General features: G+C 38.8%; 11 protein-coding genes. 8 read left to right on the forward strand and 3 right to left on the reverse strand.

The features are described 5' to 3' along the window. Nucleotides 1–292: 292 nt before the first annotated feature. A complete protein-coding gene (locus CA2015_RS10950) occupies nt 293–1,525 on the reverse strand; it encodes an aminotransferase class V-fold PLP-dependent enzyme (RefSeq protein WP_048641945.1) in 1,233 nt (410 codons plus the stop codon). A gap of 167 nt (nt 1,526–1,692) precedes the next feature. Here CA2015_RS10950 and CA2015_RS10955 point away from each other — a divergent pair, with 167 nt between their 5' ends. Beyond that, nucleotides 1,693–2,361, forward strand: coding sequence for a YdcF family protein (locus tag CA2015_RS10955; protein ID WP_048641946.1), 669 nt, complete (start codon nt 1,693–1,695; stop codon nt 2,359–2,361). A 20-nt stretch (nt 2,362–2,381) separates the two neighbouring features. Here the strand turns inward: CA2015_RS10955 and CA2015_RS10960 are convergent, their stop codons facing one another. Together CA2015_RS10960 and CA2015_RS10965 are read right to left on the reverse strand one after the other, a co-directional pair. Continuing rightward, nucleotides 2,382–3,683 (reverse strand): cryptochrome/photolyase family protein, encoded by a 1,302-nt coding sequence (locus tag CA2015_RS10960; RefSeq protein WP_048641947.1) that lies wholly within the window; start codon nt 3,681–3,683, stop codon nt 2,382–2,384. A gap of 39 nt (nt 3,684–3,722) precedes the next feature. Then, entirely contained in the window at nt 3,723–8,258 is a 4,536-nt protein-coding gene (locus CA2015_RS10965; protein WP_240477965.1) for a translocation/assembly module TamB domain-containing protein, read from the reverse strand. Nucleotides 8,259–8,331: 73 nt separating this feature from the next. On the opposite strand from CA2015_RS10965, the gene tsaD reads away from it, so the two are divergent. The 7 genes from tsaD (at nt 8,332) to CA2015_RS11000 (ending at nt 16,454) form a co-directional block, all read left to right on the forward strand. Next, the gene (gene tsaD, locus CA2015_RS10970; protein ID WP_048641949.1) at nt 8,332–9,348 is read left to right on the forward strand and encodes a tRNA (adenosine(37)-N6)-threonylcarbamoyltransferase complex transferase subunit TsaD; all 1,017 of its coding nucleotides are present in this window, start codon (nt 8,332–8,334) and stop codon (nt 9,346–9,348) included. Then, nucleotides 9,341–9,805, forward strand: coding sequence for an SsrA-binding protein SmpB (smpB, locus tag CA2015_RS10975; RefSeq protein WP_014020310.1), 465 nt, complete (start codon nt 9,341–9,343; stop codon nt 9,803–9,805). Before tsaD ends, smpB begins: the two co-directional genes overlap by 8 nt. Next, entirely contained in the window at nt 9,771–10,586 is an 816-nt protein-coding gene (locus CA2015_RS10980; RefSeq protein ID WP_048641950.1) for an NlpC/P60 family protein, read from the forward strand. The genes smpB and CA2015_RS10980 overlap by 35 nt, the downstream gene beginning before the upstream one ends. Next, nucleotides 10,586–11,104 carry an HNH endonuclease gene (locus CA2015_RS10985; protein ID WP_048641951.1) on the forward strand — a complete coding sequence of 173 codons (519 nt, stop codon included), beginning with the start codon at nt 10,586–10,588 and terminating at the stop codon, nt 11,102–11,104. The genes CA2015_RS10980 and CA2015_RS10985 overlap by 1 nt, the downstream gene beginning before the upstream one ends. A 182-nt stretch (nt 11,105–11,286) precedes the next feature. Further along, nucleotides 11,287–13,068 carry a 30S ribosomal protein S1 gene (gene rpsA, locus CA2015_RS10990; protein WP_048641952.1) on the forward strand — a complete coding sequence of 594 codons (1,782 nt, stop codon included), beginning with the start codon at nt 11,287–11,289 and terminating at the stop codon, nt 13,066–13,068. A gap of 615 nt (nt 13,069–13,683) precedes the next feature. Continuing rightward, on the forward strand, nt 13,684–15,981 hold the full coding sequence (locus CA2015_RS10995) for a TonB-dependent receptor (RefSeq protein ID WP_084011735.1): 2,298 nt from the start codon (nt 13,684–13,686) through the stop codon (nt 15,979–15,981). Next, nucleotides 15,981–16,454 carry a thioredoxin family protein gene (locus CA2015_RS11000; protein ID WP_048641953.1) on the forward strand — a complete coding sequence of 158 codons (474 nt, stop codon included), beginning with the start codon at nt 15,981–15,983 and terminating at the stop codon, nt 16,452–16,454. Before CA2015_RS10995 ends, CA2015_RS11000 begins: the two co-directional genes overlap by 1 nt. Nucleotides 16,455–16,728: the final 274 nt, after the last annotated feature.

The raw sequence follows: 16,728 nt of genomic DNA on the forward strand, positions 1-16,728 counted from the left end.
CTTCCTCTATTTTTTACGGTAGTACAATGGCCACTAAAGTAAAAATCCGGCGTGTTAAGTTACAATAACTTTCACGGCCGGATTTATTATAAAAAACATGGCAAAACTTTTTGATGCGCTTAAACTTAGGACAAACGACAGCTTTTACTAATTGGGGTAATGGCTTTAATCTTAACGATTACCGGATCATCCTAGCACAGCTTTGACTTCCTTGCTAATACCTTGGTGTTTTTTAACCAATTCCCTGTCGAGCCAGAATAAGCGGATATGCCTTCTATTGCAAAAACCGGGTTTAAGCAGTTCTTTTTTCTAGTGACTCTTTTAGTTTTTTGGCTACAATTTTATCTTGACCTTTTTCGAGCATAAATACGGTCAAACGTAGACTTTTTGGTTCCTCCCAATCAATGGTTTCTATGGATGGATTACCATCTCTTAGATCAGCTCCCACGTCTTTGGCAGAGAATGAATGCTGGCTTCCTTCCCATGAAATTTTCAATGAGGGGTTATGATTGGCTACTTCAGGTACTACCACTTCAGTAGTGATCCCTGGTAGGTCAGCAATTGCCTCATCGATAAGGGCAACTCTGTCTTCCCAAGTTTGCCAGATTTTATCGTGGTCTCTGTTGATAAAGGTTTCTAAGGCCATGTACATGCCTAGAATTTCTTCTTTATTGACTTTTTGTCCACGTCCAATATTTCCACCTCTTGGAGGAGCACTAAGCCTGGCGGCTTCAATGAGGTGCTTTTTCCCCATTAAAATTCCAGCACTTTGAGGTCCTGCCATGGCTTTTCCACCGGAAATGGCCACAAGATCAAATCCCATGTCATTAAATCGCCATAGATTTTCTACTGGAGGCACATCTGCTGCAATGTCATTCATAGTAGGAATACCATGCTTTTTAGCGATGGCAATCCATTCCTCATGCTTGATTTGGCCTACTGGCGCCTCACGATTTAAAAACCACATCATGGCAGTTTTTTCGTTGATGGCAGCCTCTAGTTCCTGCTTTGTTTCAATCATTATCAATTTTACACCAGTGTTGGTGAGTGCATGATGGTAGCCATTGGCATGACTTTTTTGGAGGATTACTTCTGATTTCATCCCAGTGCCTTCCAAAAATGGTAGTTGGGCAGCTTTTTTGGAATCTTTGCCAGTAAGTACACCTGCCATACCCAGAACCAATGCAGACCAACATCCTGCGGTGACCATTGCACCTTCAGCATGGCAAAGACCTGCGATTTTTTCGCCTACTCTGTCTTGTACGTCGTTAAGTAAAACGTATTTTTTGGAAGCCAGATTAATGGTTTCCATTACTTCAGGTGGCATCAAAGAAGCAGTCATGGAAGTATAATTTCCAGCTGCATTAATAAAGGTTCTTAGGCCCAATTCTTTTATTAAATCCCTTTTAGCTACTGTGGCGGTAGTTGATGGCAAGGTTTCGGCCAATAAGGTACTGCTACCTGCCAGTCCACCTAAAACGGGGAGTGAGGCCAGGCGCTTGATTAATTTCCTTCTAGATATCATGATGTTGTTAGTGTGATTTTAGGGCTTTAATTTAATAATTATCGATGGTCTTTTTAAATTTACCCGAGAAAATATATCATTTTTGAAATCAATAGGCGTTTTGCTGGGTTTAACGGTAATCCAATTGGATTGATAGTACGCTAATTTTAATTGAATAAAAAAAAAGGATGCTTAAAAAAGAACAACCTACAATTACCAATGAAATTAAAATATTGGCAAAAATTCTTTGGAACTACCACCAACTAAAACATGATTTAAAAAAGGCAGATGCCATATTTGTATTGGGTAGTCATGATACCAGAGTGGCTGAAAGGGGAGCCAAACTTTGGCTGGACGGCATGGCTGATTATTTGATCCTTTCAGGAGGTTTAGGGAACTTTACACTAGGTATTTGGGATGAGCCTGAAGCAGACAAATTTGCAAAAATTGCATTGCAAATAGGCGTGCCAAAATCAGCCATTATTATAGAAAACCAATCTACCAACACCGGTGAGAATATTCAGTTTACACAGAAAATACTGGATGAAAGAAAACTGGATTTAACTTCATTTATCATTGTTCAAAAACCCTATATGGAGAGGCGTTCTTATGCTACGTTTAAGAAAAATTGGCCGGAGAAAGCTGTTTGTGTTACCAGCCCAAATATATCTTTTGAGGATTACCCCAATGAGGAGATTTCTATGGCTGTAGTTATTCAGTCAATGGTTGGAGATTTGCAAAGAATAAAAGAATACCCCAAACTTGGTTTTCAAATTGAGCAGGAAATACCTCAGGAGGTATGGTTAGCTTTTGAAAAATTGGTAAAGCTTGGCTTTGATCAGCATCTAATTAGTTAATTTAATTCTTCAAGCTCCTGTTATTTGGCTAAAGCTTCTTTATAGGTTTCCAAAGCCCTTTCTCTGGCTTTTTTGTGTTCAATTATCGGTTCTGGATAATCAGAAGTACCGTATTCGGGCACCCATTTTTTAATGTATTTTTTATCCTTGTCGAATTTGTTCATTTGGGACTCCGGGTTGAATATTCGGAAATAGGGTTGAGCATCTGTACCTGTGCCAGCAGCCCATTGCCAACCTCCATTGTTGGAGGACAATTCAAAATCGAGTAGTTTACTTGCAAAATAGGCTTCACCCCAACGCCAGTCAATCAGCAAATGCTTGGTCAGAAAGCTAGCAGTGATCATCCTTACCCTGTTGTGCATGTAGCCAGTGCTATTTAGCTCCCGCATGCCTGCGTCTACCATGGGGTAACCCGTTTTACCCTTACACCATTTTTGGAAGGCTTCTTCGTCATTGCTCCACAAGATCCTGTCATATTTTTCTTTGAAAGAGCTGTCAATTACTGAAGGCTTCTGATAGAGGATCATCATGTAAAATTCTCTCCATATTAGTTCATTGAGGTATGTTCCATTTAGTTCAGCAGCCTCCTGGACAAGCCGGCGGATGCTAATTGTTCCAAAACGTAAGTGAATACCTAATCGGCTGGTCCCTGACTTGGCAGGGAAGTTTCTGGTTTTATCGTAATCTTGAATTAGTTTTTCGTCGATTTTTAGTTCTGGAATTTCAATAGAACTTTCTTCAAATCCAATGTCTTTAAGGGAAGGAAAAGGCAGCGGAGCTGTTTTATAAAATGATTTTTTTCTTCCATCCAAATCGACAAGTTCCATATCAAGCTCTTTCAGTTTTTGAAGCCAGACTTTACTGTAGGGAGTAAATACCTGGTAGAAGCTGCCCTCATTGTTTGTGATTTCATCTTTTTCAAAAATCACCTGATCTTTAAAATCCTTAAAAGGGATGTCTTTTTCTGCTAAAAACTCCTCGACCCTTTTGTCCCTATCTCTGGCGTAGGGTTCATAATCACGGTTGGTGTATACATTTTGAATAGTATATTCTTTGGTCAATTCAGTAAAAATGGCAAGGGGTTTACCTTTCCTAACCAGAATCGAACTGTCATATTCCTTCAATTTTTTATGGAGGTTTTTAACCTGTGAATGGATGAATTGAACCCTAGGGTCTTTCTTCTCTTCCAGATTGTCAAGAATGTCTTCATCAAAAATAAAAAGAGGTAAAACATTCTTTTCATTTTCATAGGCCTTAAACAAACCGATGTTGTCAGAAAGTCTTAAGTCTCTTCTAAACCAAAATATCGTCACTTTATCCATACTACAATAATCAAAAAAGGGAGATATTGTTTAATAGGCTCAACGATTTTCTTTGTCGATGATATTGATTAGTGCAGGGGCTTCCCTAGGTTCTGGTTTGAATAGGTCAGGGGCTACCTCTTCTAAATTTATATTGAAATCACCTCTAAGGTATTCATCGGAATCATTGATGTACACCTGTTTGTTTCGCTTAAAGTTTTGAAACAACTCTTTAAGGGAGCTGAAGAGGAGGTTTTGAGAAATGGATACCCCATAAGTATTTGGGGCGCGGTTATTAATGTTTAGTGCCGTAAGATTATTGAAGTTATTGCGGTTGTATACCCTTACACGGTATTGGCCATTCTCTGTCAAGAGGTACTCAGCCTGCCAATCTCCTGCGATGGTATTTAAGTCTGCCTTGCCTTGTAGATCGGTAAATCCACCATCTCTTGTAACCCGCAACCTTCCGTCAAAGAAGGTGTAAGCCACTCGTAGTTGGAATGTTTCCAGTGCTGACTCATCCAATCCCATTAGGTCAAAATCTATTTCCAGATTTTCATCCACCTGAGCGATCAGGTTATTGAGTTGGGAAGAAATCAATTGGCTGAGGTTAGAGAAACCAATACCGGCACTATTAAATTGGCCTTCTGGAGAGAATCTCCTAAGCATTATCAATGAGAAAACCTGACGGTTTTTTTCTTGTTCATCATTGGCTATCCTGTTTTTGAAAGCAGAAATAGTAGTTTGTAACTCACTGTCTTCAGGGAATTCTGAAAAGTCAAAATCAAAGGAAATATTGGGTGACAACAATTCACCTTCTAGATCCATAATCACTTTTACAGGAAATCGACGTTTTATTTGACTGTTTTCAAGTGAACTTGTGGTGGAACTTGTTTGAAGAGATGTTAGGGAAACATTTTCCTGATAAATGGCAGATATATCCATTACCCCTTGATAAGGGTCTCCGTACCAATTGATAATTCCTCCCGGCTCGATCACAAACTTTTTGTTGATCACATTGTATAAAGAAAAATTATAGAGGGCATCCACTATTTCATAATTTCCCGTCATGGTGAAATTCCCCTGAGTATCAATATTCATATTGATAACGCCTTTTCCATGGCCCTGAATATTCTCTCCTGTTTTTGGATCTATTTGAATTTCAACATAAGCATCTGGGGTTATATCCAGGTTCAGGTTCATCCTGAGATTATTAATCGTCAATTTATCGACGGTTTCTTCCAGTTCAAGCAGTTGGGTAGTGTCTCTAAGATTGATGATATTTATGAAATCTTCCTGAGCTTGACCATTAGATTCTCCCATTGGAATGTAAATTTTCGTATTGGGTTGGGATGTGGCATTTGCTGTGAGGTCCAAATTATTGGCTGCCCCAAACACACTGATGTCTCCAGTAGCGAAGGCGGTTCCAAAGAATAGGTCATTGTCTGCAGCACTGGTGTTCATTACCTGAAAATTATTCATTTGAGCGGTAAGATCCAGAAGGAAGTTATCGAAATTATCATGCACAATCCCCCCCCTAAGGCCTGCTATATTGTTGTTGACATCTCTTAATTCCAAACCTCTAAAGCTAATTTCATTGGGTTCAAAAATCACATTTCCATCTACCATGTAGGTTGTGTTGAGGTAATTAAACCTGAAAGTAGCCCCATCCAACTTGCCCAATCCTTCTACAATCGGGTGGGTAACGGTTCCTCCTACTTTTAGATTTCCATTGAGTTTTCCATCAATATTGGTCAGGTAATCGGCTATAAATGGTTCAATAACCGATAGTCGGGCATCTGTAAAACGCGCATTTAGAGCCATTTCCCGCTCATCATTACCCAAATCACCAGTAAGGTCGATAACTTTGGCCCCTTCTCGGATATTTTGAATGGAAAGGTTTACCACATCATCTGCATAAAAGGCATTGGCTTCAATCTCCCCAACCAAAAATTGATTGATGTAGATGTCTCTAATAGACAAAGCCCCTTTCATTCCCTGCTTATTCCAGCCTTCTTTAAGGTTTATCAATCCGTTTGCTATCCCTTCATATTCTTTGAGCCCAAAAGAATTAAGGAAATCAAGGTTCAATTCATTGATGTTGATCTCCATTTTGTCCTCCGGATTATGGTTGATTTTACCCTGTGCTGAGATATACTCATTTCCATGGTATAGTTTAATTTTATCGAATTGGGTTTCATCGGCTTTGATGCTGATGCTATTGCCCTCCTCGAATTGCCAATAGTCATCCAGTAATTTGATTTCTGAAGGGGAGAGTTTTATAAGCGTTTTGTCCGGAGATAAATTTACTTCTGCACCTATGTCAAAATGGCTTTCGGTAAGCAACTGATCCAAATAGAAGGTAATGTCCAACTTGGACTGGTTCCATATTGTTTCTACTGCGAGGTTATGAAAATTAAAACCTGAATTGAGTTGAATCTCTTTGGACAATACATAAAATGAGGCCAGTACTTCGTTGCTGTTCTTGTATTTGGCAGTGTTCAAATCAATATTATTATCGATAAAATAATTGTTGCCGTAATAAATAGTATCTATCCCACTGTAGAAGTTGAACACTGTGTTTTGCTCGGTTTGATAAAATGCGCCTTCCACCTGCGTATTATTTGAAATAAACAGCATAGGGTCAATCAAATTCAATATTGGATTGGCATCCCTTAAATCCACGGTTATATCTATCTGATAGGGATTGCTGGCGCTTTGTTTGGAAACTTTAGGACCTGAATAATTATTGGTTAAAATGGCATAATAATTTTTCCACAATTGCTGCAGGTCATTTTTTAATTGCTCCACCTTAAAATTCCCACTGATGCCTGCTACCAGAAGGTCCGAGTTAAGGGATATCACCCTAGAATTATCTGTGAAAAGGGATTGAAAGAGGAAATAGTCCAGAAAGAGATCACGTCCATCATAACTGACCAGCACATCTCTAAACCTTGCTACCCCTTCGATGTCATCCAGATTTATTCCCTTAGTGTCTAGTTCGAAATTCCCACTGAGAAAAATGGCGTTGTCTGTTAAGTTTATTTCGTTCAAGAATGCTGTATCAAGATCCAATATGAGATTTGCTGAGTCTTTGTTGTTTCTTAGGTCTAGCATCCCATCTACATCCATTACCAAATTTGGATCATCTACGGCTAATTTTCCCTCAAATAAGTCCTTTGCAAAAGTTGCTTTGGTCTCAATGTTTTTAAAGTCGTAATGGTTAATACCTAATTTACTGAAATTGGCATCCAATTCAATAATTGCTGTAGAAACACTAAAGCCTGAGCCTTTAATCTGACCTTTGAAACTTGTTTTTTGAAAATTCTCAGGATCCTCCATTAAAATACCCAGGTCCAGATTCGTTACCTCCAATTGCCCATTATAGGTTGGTGCACCGTCTTGTTTAAGATAGTTGAGGGTACCATTCAGCCTGCCAATTTCTGTACGGAAGTTCCCATTGGCTATAAAATCGGTTAGCTGGCCTTCAAAATCAGAGTTAAAGCGGATGATGCCGAATTTATTGAGTTCATTTCTTGCTTGCGCCGTGACGTAAGGGTATAGGTCTTTAGGGCTCATGCTGGAATTGATCAATGAAAGATCAAAGTAGGTTTCAGACACCTTTGGCAAGCCTTCAATATTGAATTTTCCAAACAAAGCACTTCTATCCCCAAACCTTAAGAGAAGCTCATCGGAATAAATAGAGTCAACCCGTCCGTTGACCTGACCGCTAAGGTAGAGTCGGTCATCAATGGAAGGAATATTGTCAGAAAAATACCCCAAGTCCCTGATATCTAAAACTGCTTCATCCAACTGGGCTAGAATCTCCACCTTTCGATTAAAATCTCTTAAATTTCCGGGAGAGTCATATTCGAATTTGAGATAGTTTTTTATTTCTGTTTGATTGGACTTTAAGTAGAGATCTTTGAATTCCATCCCCGTACTCGAATAGGTGAAATTGGTTTGCAGTTGTTGAAAAACCATTCCGGAATTGGCTTCCACACCTTTCATGTGCTTGAGGTCAAATGCCACCGTATCTCTTCTGACATAGAAATCTGTAGCACTAGCCACTAGGTCTCTAAACTGAAGGTTGCCATAATCAAACTTTATATCGAAGGGAGGGAGGGTGTAATCCACGATATCCAAAGAGGTTTTTATTAAGGAGACATTACCAATTGTAAAGGTGGAAGCCTTCAAGTTGTTTTTTTCTTTCTTTGGAAGAAGAATTTGTCTTACCCGGCTTAGAAATACGGAAATATTCAATCCCTCACCATCGGGATGAGTTAAAATCCTGACTTTTCCGTTGTTGAGATTGATTTCATCAAATCCAGGCTGTTCATTGTCCATTAGTCCTTTAATGGAGAAGTCGATATATACCTCGTCAAGGTCCATCATCAAACTGTCCTGAAGATCCCTTATCGTGACTTCCTGTAGGCTGATGGCATCCCACCAACGAATGTTTACCCTGCCTATTTCTGTTTCATAACCAGTCTCTTTGCTGATATGGTTGGTAAAGAACCCGGCGAGGTAAGTTTGTAAGACTGGGATTTGCAGTAACAAAGTAATCGTAACCAGGAAAATGAGCAAGTAGCTCATGATCCTAAACGTCCATCTGAGGGCGTTCAGCAAAATTTCCTTAACTTTCGATTTATTTTCCAACAGGCACGAAATGAGTTGTAATATATTAGCAATAGAATCCTCTTGTGATGAAACGTCAGCAGCAGTGATTTCTGATGGCAAAATACTTAATAATATTGTCGCCACGCAATCTGTACATGAGAAATATGGTGGGGTAGTTCCAGAATTGGCCTCTAGAGCCCATCAGCAGCACCTTATTCCGGTGGTGGCTGAAGCAATAAAATCTTCGGGGATTGCAAAAGAGGAATTAAGTGCGGTTGCTTTTACCCGTGGTCCAGGGTTGATGGGTGCGCTTTTGGTTGGAGTGTCTTTCGCAAAGTCATTTGCTTATGCTCTCGATAAGCCTATCATTGAGGTAAATCACATGGAAGCCCATGTACTGGCCCATTTTATCGATTCTCCACAGCCTGCTTTTCCTTTTATTTGCCTCACGGTGAGTGGAGGGCATACCCAATTGGTATTGGTCAATAGTCCATTGGATATGGAGGTTTTAGGGGAAACACAAGATGATGCAGTAGGGGAGGCTTTTGATAAAATCGCTAAAATTATAGGCTTACCCTATCCCGGTGGTCCGCATTTGGATAAGTTGGCGGCAAAGGGAAATCCTCAGGCCTTTACTTTTCCATTGTCGGACATGAAAGGACTCTCTTTTTCATTTAGTGGCATAAAAACTGCAGTACTTTATTTTCTTAGAGATAATATTAAAAAAGATCCGGATTTTATTGAGAAAAATCTGGAAAACATATGCGCTTCGGTACAGCACACGCTTATTAAAATGCTAATGCAAAAGTTGGTAAAAGTGACTAAAGAAAGAGGCATTAAGGAAATAGCCATTGCAGGAGGTGTCTCTGCCAATTCCGGTTTGAGGGAAACCATTATGGAGGAAGCAAAAAAATACCGGTGGAATGTTTATCTTCCCAAACTAGAATATTGTACAGACAATGCGGCAATGGTGGCAATGGCAGCGCATTTTAAATTTCAAGCTGGAATATTTACAAATTTGAACGTCAGCCCGTTGGCAAAATTGAAAATTGGAAATCATGGCTAAAAAGAATAAATTCGAGAAAATAATAAATATTAAAAATAAGAAAGCAAGCTTTGAGTTTGAATTCATAGATAAATACAAAGCAGGGCTTGTACTTAAGGGGACGGAGATTAAGTCAATTCGGGAAGGAAAGGTCTCGCTTACGGAGGCCTATTGCTATTTCCGAAACAATGAATTGTTTATAAAACAAATGCACATAGCACCTTATACGCTGGCCGCTCATTTTAATCATGACCCGGTTAGAGAAAGAAAGCTATTGCTACAAAAACAAGAGTTGAAAAAACTGCAAAACAAATTTGCAGAAAAAGGACTTACCATAGTGCCTATTAGGGTATTTATTAATGACAAGGGGCTGGCCAAGATAGAAGTGGCGCTGGGTAAGGGTAAAAAAGTGCATGACAAACGACATTCACTAAAAGAAAAAGATGCAAAACGAGACCTTCAAAGAATGGCATTCTAATCCTACTTTTGGTATCTGTAGGCTTTCACTCCTCAGTGTTTATGAGAAACCTGTGAGTGATGCCGGGTTAAGCACCCAAATACTTTTTGGTGAGTTGTATGAAGTTATTGTGGTGAGTGATGATGGACAGTGGTTAAAAATTGAAGGTTTAGAATTCATTGGCTCAGGTTGGATTCTTGCTTCCCAACATCATCCCCTTACGAAAGAAGCATTCGAATTTTTTGCGAAATCGCCCCGTCAAATAGTCTCCCAAGGGATAGGGGAAATAAAGTTGAAAGATGCTACTATGTTTTTATTGCCCGGTAGTCAGTTACATGCCGGACAAAATGAAATCTTCGAGTGGGAAGATTCAATAAAATTTAAGGGGAATAGTAGGCCTTATGAAAAGAAAGCCAATAGGCAGGAAATTAAAAAAATAGGCTTAAGATTTCTCCATGCCCCTTATCTATCCGGGGGCAGAAGCATTTTTGGTTTAAATGGATCTTCTTGGATTAACTTGCTTTTTAAAATAGGAGGGATAGTCTTCCCGAATGAACTTGGTTCACTAGGGCATATAGAAGGAAGGCAGGATGTTTCTGAAATAGATGTAGGAGATGTAATCATTTTTGGCAACCAAAGTGGCGTGCCATTTCAGTTGGGGTTATATATTGGTGAGGGCACATTACTTTGGGTCAAAGAAAAAGTAAAGTTCGGGGCTTTTGATCCGGAAAAATGGAGCACAACCAATAATCGCTTTAAAAACAATGTTCAATTGCTAACCGTAAAAAAACTAGTAGATTGATGAAGGAGATATCAGAAAAGAAAGTGCTTGTCCTGAACTTAGATCATTCACCGGTAGGGGTAGTCAATGTACACAAGGGTTTTGTGTTGACTTATCTAGATAAAGCCACTTTACTGGTAAAGTACGATTACCTTCAAATAAGGTCAGTAGACCATGTTTTTGATTACCCTGCAGTTATTCGGCTCAATCATTACAAAAACATCCCTTATAATGGGGTTTTGCTGAACAGAAACAATCTTTTTAAGCGGGATAAATATACTTGTCAGTATTGTGGGTCTGAGAAAGACCTGACCCTTGACCATGTTATTCCTAAATCCAAAGGGGGAAAAACTACTTGGAAGAATCTCATTACTGCCTGCCACCGCTGCAATACCATTAAGGGCAATAAAACTCCTGAAGAAGCAGGTATGCCGCTTGTGAGCTTTCCTTTTAAACCAAATCTTTCCTATTTTCTTGCTGAATATGCCGAACGCCATGCTGAAGAATGGATTCCATTTCTTGCCATGAGGCAAGTTTGATCAAAAGGGACTGTAAATATTTTAGATCTTGATATTTTGTTGGTTTACAGTTTCTAATCCTAAAATAATTCGTAAATTTGCAATCCATTCGGGTGAATGGGCCTTCTAACAAAAGGAATCATTAATAAAAACCTCAGCCTGATGATCCTAGGGCTGTTGAAAATCAGGGTTATATATTAATTATGTCAAATCAAGAAGATTTTAATTGGGACAAATTTGAAACCAAGGGTTTTGGAGAAGGCTACACCAAAGCTGAGAGAGAGGAAATGGAAAACCTCTACGACAATACCCTTACTGAGATTACAGAAAAAGAAGTTATCACAGGTACCGTAGTTGGTATCAATGATAAGGATGTAATCATAAACATTGGTTTCAAATCAGATGGACTAGTTCCTCTAAATGAATTCCGTGATATTGAAGGTTTGAAAATCGGTGATGAAGTAGAATTATTCATCGAGGAGCAGGAGAATTCATTGGGTCAGTTAGTTCTTTCCCGTAAGAAAGCCAAGATGGTGAAAGCTTGGCAAACCATTGAGGAAGCATTGGAGCAAGACAATGTGATCGAAGGTTTGGTTAAGAGAAGAACCAAAGGTGGATTGATCGTTGATATCTATGGTGTAGAAGCCTTCTTACCTGGATCTCAAATCGACGTTAAACCTATCAGAGATTTTGATATCTATGTAGGCAAAAAGATGGAAGTTAAAGTGGTGAAAATAAACCACGCTAATGATAACGTTGTTGTTTCACACAAAGTCTTGATCGAAAAAGATCTTGAGAAACAAAAAGCTGAAATCCTTAACAACCTTGAAAAAGGTCAAGTACTTGAAGGTATTATCAAAAACATGACCAATTTCGGTGTATTCATCGATTTGGGTGGTGTAGATGGTTTACTTCATATTACAGATATTTCTTGGGGACGTATCAATCATCCAGAAGAAGTGCTTAACCTTGACGACAAAGTTCAGGTAGTAGTACTAGACTTTGATGATGATAAGAAAAGAATTTCTTTGGGTATGAAGCAATTGACTGCTCATCCTTGGGATTCTCTTTCTGCTACTTTGGAAGTTGGTTCTAAAGTTAAAGGTAAGATTGTAAACGTAGCTGACTACGGTGCATTCCTTGAATTGGCTCCTGGCGTTGAAGGTTTGATTCACGTATCTGAAATGTCTTGGTCACAACACTTAAGAAATCCAGCTGACTTCGTGAAAGTTAGTGACGAGATCGAAGCTGTTGTTCTTACTTTAGACAAAGAAGAGCGTAAGATGTCTTTAGGTATCAAACAACTTACTGAAGACCCTTGGACTAAACAAGAAATGTCTACCAAATATGCTATCGGTACCAAACATAAAGGTATTGTTAGAAACCTTACCAACTTCGGTCTTTTCTTAGAGCTTGAAGAAGGTATCGACGGATTGGTTCACGTATCTGATTTATCTTGGACTAAAAAGATCAAGCATCCATCAGAATTTGTGAAAGTAAGTGACGAATTGGATGTTATCGTTCTAGAATTAGATCTTGATAGCAGAAGATTGGCACTTGGGCACAAACAATTGGAAGAAAACCCTTGGGATACTTTCGAAAATGTGTTCCCAATTGGATCTACTCATAAATGCTCTATCATCTCTAAAAATGATAAAGGAGCTGTACTTGAATTGCCTTACGGTCTTGAAGGATTTGCTACTACCAAAAATCTTGAAAAAGAGGACGGAAGCCAAGCAGATGCAGGTGAAAGCCTTGACTTCACTGTAATTGAGTTTTCTAAAGACGACAAGCGAATAGTACTTTCTCACACTGCTACCTTCAAAGAAGAAGCAATGCCTAAAGCTACTACTAAGAAAGCGAGCAGTCCTAAAAAGAAAGCTGCAAGCAGCACTGACAGTGGAGCTGGCGCAGAAAAATCTACATTAGGAGATTTGGATGCATTGTCTGCATTGAAAGAAAAAATGGATCAGGGTAAAAAATAATTGACCCTAGTTTATAATATTAAAGCACTAGCCTTTTCAAAGGTTAGTGCTTTTTTTTGCCCTATTTTTTTTCGCTTTCTGATATTTGCCTTCTTTTTTAATCTTTTAGTTCCTCTAAATAATGAGTTGCTATGATGGACTGTCTCTCTTACTATAAGTAACTATTTAACCCGGATTATGTAATAGGATTTCTCCGTCCTGACAATGTCAGGGGTGAAGCCTGTCCCGTGTTTACGGGAAGTGTTGCAATCGAGACAATCGGTCGTTGGAGATTTTAGCATAGCACCGCTATGGTGAAATTGAAAACAGCAACGAAGTGGCTGATTTTGAAGCGATTTCAGCACGTAATAGAATGTCTATTGCATATTTCGGGTTTAAGTCTAAACGGAGGCTTTTAAAATCCATGATTCCCCTCCTTATTAATTAGTGGGATTATTTTGTTCCCCTCTCTAATGGCTCTTATTTATTCTCCTGATTGGGTTTGCAAAGCGAGTATTTAGGTTTAAACTATTGTGCTGTCACTTCATACTGTAAAAAAAAATGTAAATATTCGTCAAATTTATTTGTTAGACAAATCTAACTTATTAATTTTGTGAGTGTATATAATTTAATAATATGAATCTAATAAGATACCAAGCGCTATTGCTAATGCTTTTTGCATTGTTTTTATATTCCCCTGTTAGAGGGCAAAAAAGAGGAGTGGTGACTGGTAGAGTGGTCGCTGAATCAGGCGTAGAACTGGAATTTGCCAATGTGGGAATACGTAAAATTTCTTTAGGAGGAGTGACGGATCAAAATGGTTCTTTCTCTATTCAGAATGTCCCATATGGTGAGCATATATTAACGGCATCGATGATAGGCTTTGAACCAAAGCAAATTAAGATAGAAGTTTCTGCAAATAAATCAGGGGAGTCTTACTTATTTACCTTAAATGAAACTGCGGGAGCTTTGGGGGAGGTAGTGGTTTCAGGAACCATGAAAGAGGTTTCAAAATTGGATAGTCCGGTACCTGTAGAAGTCTATTTAGCCAATTTTTTCCGAGCCAATCCCACACCTTCTGTTTTCGAGTCTCTTCAGAATGTAAATGGAGTCCGTCCCCAAATAAATTGTAATGTATGCAATACAGGGGACATCCATATCAATGGACTTGAAGGTCCTTATACCATGGTTTTGATAGATGGTATGCCCATTGTAAGTGGGCTGTCTTCAGTATATGGTTTGACGGGTATTCCACAAGCGCTTATTGAAAGGGTAGAGGTGGTTAAAGGTCCGGCTTCTACTTTGTATGGATCAGAGGCAGTGGGTGGATTGATAAATATTATTACCAAAAAGCCCTCATCTGCTCCCTTACTGACTGCAGATGTTTTCAGTACAGACTGGGCTGATGTCAATGCAGATTTGGGATTGCGATACAATTTGTCCGATAAAACCCAAGGGCTTTTAGGTGTGAATTATTTTAACTACCAAAATGCTTTGGACAAGAATGAGGATGGCTTTACTGATGTAACCTTGCAGAATAGAATTTCTGTATTTAATAAATTTAATTTTGGGAGGAAATCTGGCAAGAACTTTTCTGTAGCTGGGCGTTATGTCTATGAAGACAGATGGGGAGGGGAAATGGATTGGTCTTCTGAATACCGTGGAGGGGATGAGATCTATGCGGAAAGTATTTATACCAGCCGTTGGGAAATGTTTGGGGTATACCAACTTCCTGTTGAGGAAGACCTCAACTTTCAATTTAGCACCAATGGACACAAGCAAAATTCTGTTTATGGTGACACTCCTTATATAGCGGATCAATACATTGGTTTTGGCCAACTAACCTGGAATAAACCCTTGAAATACCATGATCTATTGTTTGGCATGGCCTACAGGTATACCTATTATGATGACAATACTCCAGCTACAGCTACAGAAAATGAAATAAACGAGCCCTCAATCACTCATTTGCCGGGGGCTTTTATCCAAGATGAAATTACTTTCAATGAGACCCACAAAATATTATTAGGGATGCGCTATGATTATAATAGTCTGCATGGAAGTATTGTTTCACCAAGGATAAATTACAAATGGACCTCCAAGAATAAACAAGATGTGATTAGGTTAAGTCTGGGAAATGGATACCGTGTAGCCAATGTCTTTACTGAAGATCATGCAGCACTTACCGGAGCAAGGGAAGTAGTATTTGAGGAGGAGCTTGATCCAGAAACCTCTTGGAATGCCAATTTAAACCTTGTAAAGAAGATCTACACAGCCAGTCAAGTTTATATTGGCTTGGACGCATCAGCATTTTATACGTATTTCAACAATGCCATATTGCCTGATTACGAGACAGATCCGAATAAGATAATTTATGGTAACTTAGATGGGTCAGCGGTTTCTAAAGGAGCCTCTTTAAATGTAGAGATGTCCTGGTTGAATGGTTTGAATATCATAGTGGGAGGTACGCTCATGGACGTTTCAGTTACAGAAAATGATGTTACTTACAGGCAATTGCTTACTGAAAGATTTAGTGGGGTATGGAGTGTAGGTTATACCATTTCTTCCATTGATTTGACCGTGGATTATACAGGAAACCTTTATGGCCCTATGAGGTTACCATTATTGGGAGATCTAGATGATCGCCCAGCTTATTCCCCTTGGTATAGTCTACAGAATTTACAACTTACCAAACAATTAAATACTAAATGGGAAGTATATGCAGGGGTGAAAAATCTACTAGATTTCACCCCTGCATCTAACAGTATAGCAAGGTCCTTTGATCCTTTTGACCGCAATGTTTTATTTGGGACGGATGGACAGGTGATTCCTACCGCCGAAAACCCAAATGCGCTTACCTTTGATCCTTCCTATGTTTACGCACCCAATCAGGGTAGGAGGGCTTTTTTGGGGATAAGGTTTACATTAGATTAATGATTAGATCAGTTACTATATATACCTTTTTACTGATGGCATTTCTCGTTGTAAATGCCAAAGGACAAAGCCTTAGCTGGACCTTAATAGAGAATCTTGAGGATAGTTTAAGGGCCAAGCCAAAGCCAATAATGGTTTTTATTCATACGGATTGGTGTAAATATTGCAAAATGCAAGAGAAGGTCACCTTCAATGATCAAGAATTAATTAATTTACTCAACCGAGATTTTTATTCTGTGAAATTAGATGCAGAAGGTGAAATCGATTTGAAGTTTATGGGCCGAACTTATAAAGGAGGATCATCGAAAGATTACCATGAATTGTCGAAAATGTTAGGCATGAAAAACGGGAAATTGTTGTTCCCTACAACTGTATTTTATTCTCCAACTTCACAAGGTTTGAGTAAGTTTCAAGGTTTTCAGCAAGCTGGGGATTTGAAAGCCATTATTAAGAAATTTGAAGCAGGTATTTAGCAATCAATATAGCTGGTATAAAGCCTTCTAGCCAAGGTTTGAAAGCATTAAAAATGCCAAATAAGTTAAACGCTGGACATTGTGTTTTTCTGAGGAACCTATTATATATCAATATTTTAGTGAGTATATAGTGTTTTTTCACATAGGCTGAAAAAATGGAACAGGTTTATTGAGGAGTTGGATTTAAATTCAACTTTTTTTTATCTTAAAATCTTGCGACTTTATTTAGGTTTTCTTTCCAAAAGCTGTGATAATGCGTAGGGTTTTTAAATAT

It is taken from the genome of Cyclobacterium amurskyense (assembly GCF_001050135.1).
GTDB lineage: Bacteria > Bacteroidota > Bacteroidia > Cytophagales > Cyclobacteriaceae > Cyclobacterium > Cyclobacterium amurskyense.

Coding starts and splice junctions, on each gene's coding strand:
- CA2015_RS10985 (WP_048641951.1), top strand. CDS start 10,586: ATGAAGGAGATATCAGAAAAGAAAGTGCTTGTCCTGAACTTAGATCAT.
- CA2015_RS10995 (WP_084011735.1), top strand. CDS start 13,684: ATGAATCTAATAAGATACCAAGCGCTATTGCTAATGCTTTTTGCATTG.
- rpsA (WP_048641952.1), top strand. CDS start 11,287: ATGTCAAATCAAGAAGATTTTAATTGGGACAAATTTGAAACCAAGGGT.
- CA2015_RS10960 (WP_048641947.1), bottom strand. CDS start 3,683: ATGGATAAAGTGACGATATTTTGGTTTAGAAGAGACTTAAGACTTTCT.
- tsaD (WP_048641949.1), top strand. CDS start 8,332: ATGAGTTGTAATATATTAGCAATAGAATCCTCTTGTGATGAAACGTCA.
- CA2015_RS10965 (WP_240477965.1), bottom strand. CDS start 8,258: ATGAGCTACTTGCTCATTTTCCTGGTTACGATTACTTTGTTACTGCAA.
- CA2015_RS10950 (WP_048641945.1), bottom strand. CDS start 1,525: ATGATATCTAGAAGGAAATTAATCAAGCGCCTGGCCTCACTCCCCGTT.
- smpB (WP_014020310.1), top strand. CDS start 9,341: ATGGCTAAAAAGAATAAATTCGAGAAAATAATAAATATTAAAAATAAG.
- CA2015_RS10955 (WP_048641946.1), top strand. CDS start 1,693: ATGCTTAAAAAAGAACAACCTACAATTACCAATGAAATTAAAATATTG.
- CA2015_RS11000 (WP_048641953.1), top strand. CDS start 15,981: ATGATTAGATCAGTTACTATATATACCTTTTTACTGATGGCATTTCTC.
- CA2015_RS10980 (WP_048641950.1), top strand. CDS start 9,771: ATGCAAAACGAGACCTTCAAAGAATGGCATTCTAATCCTACTTTTGGT.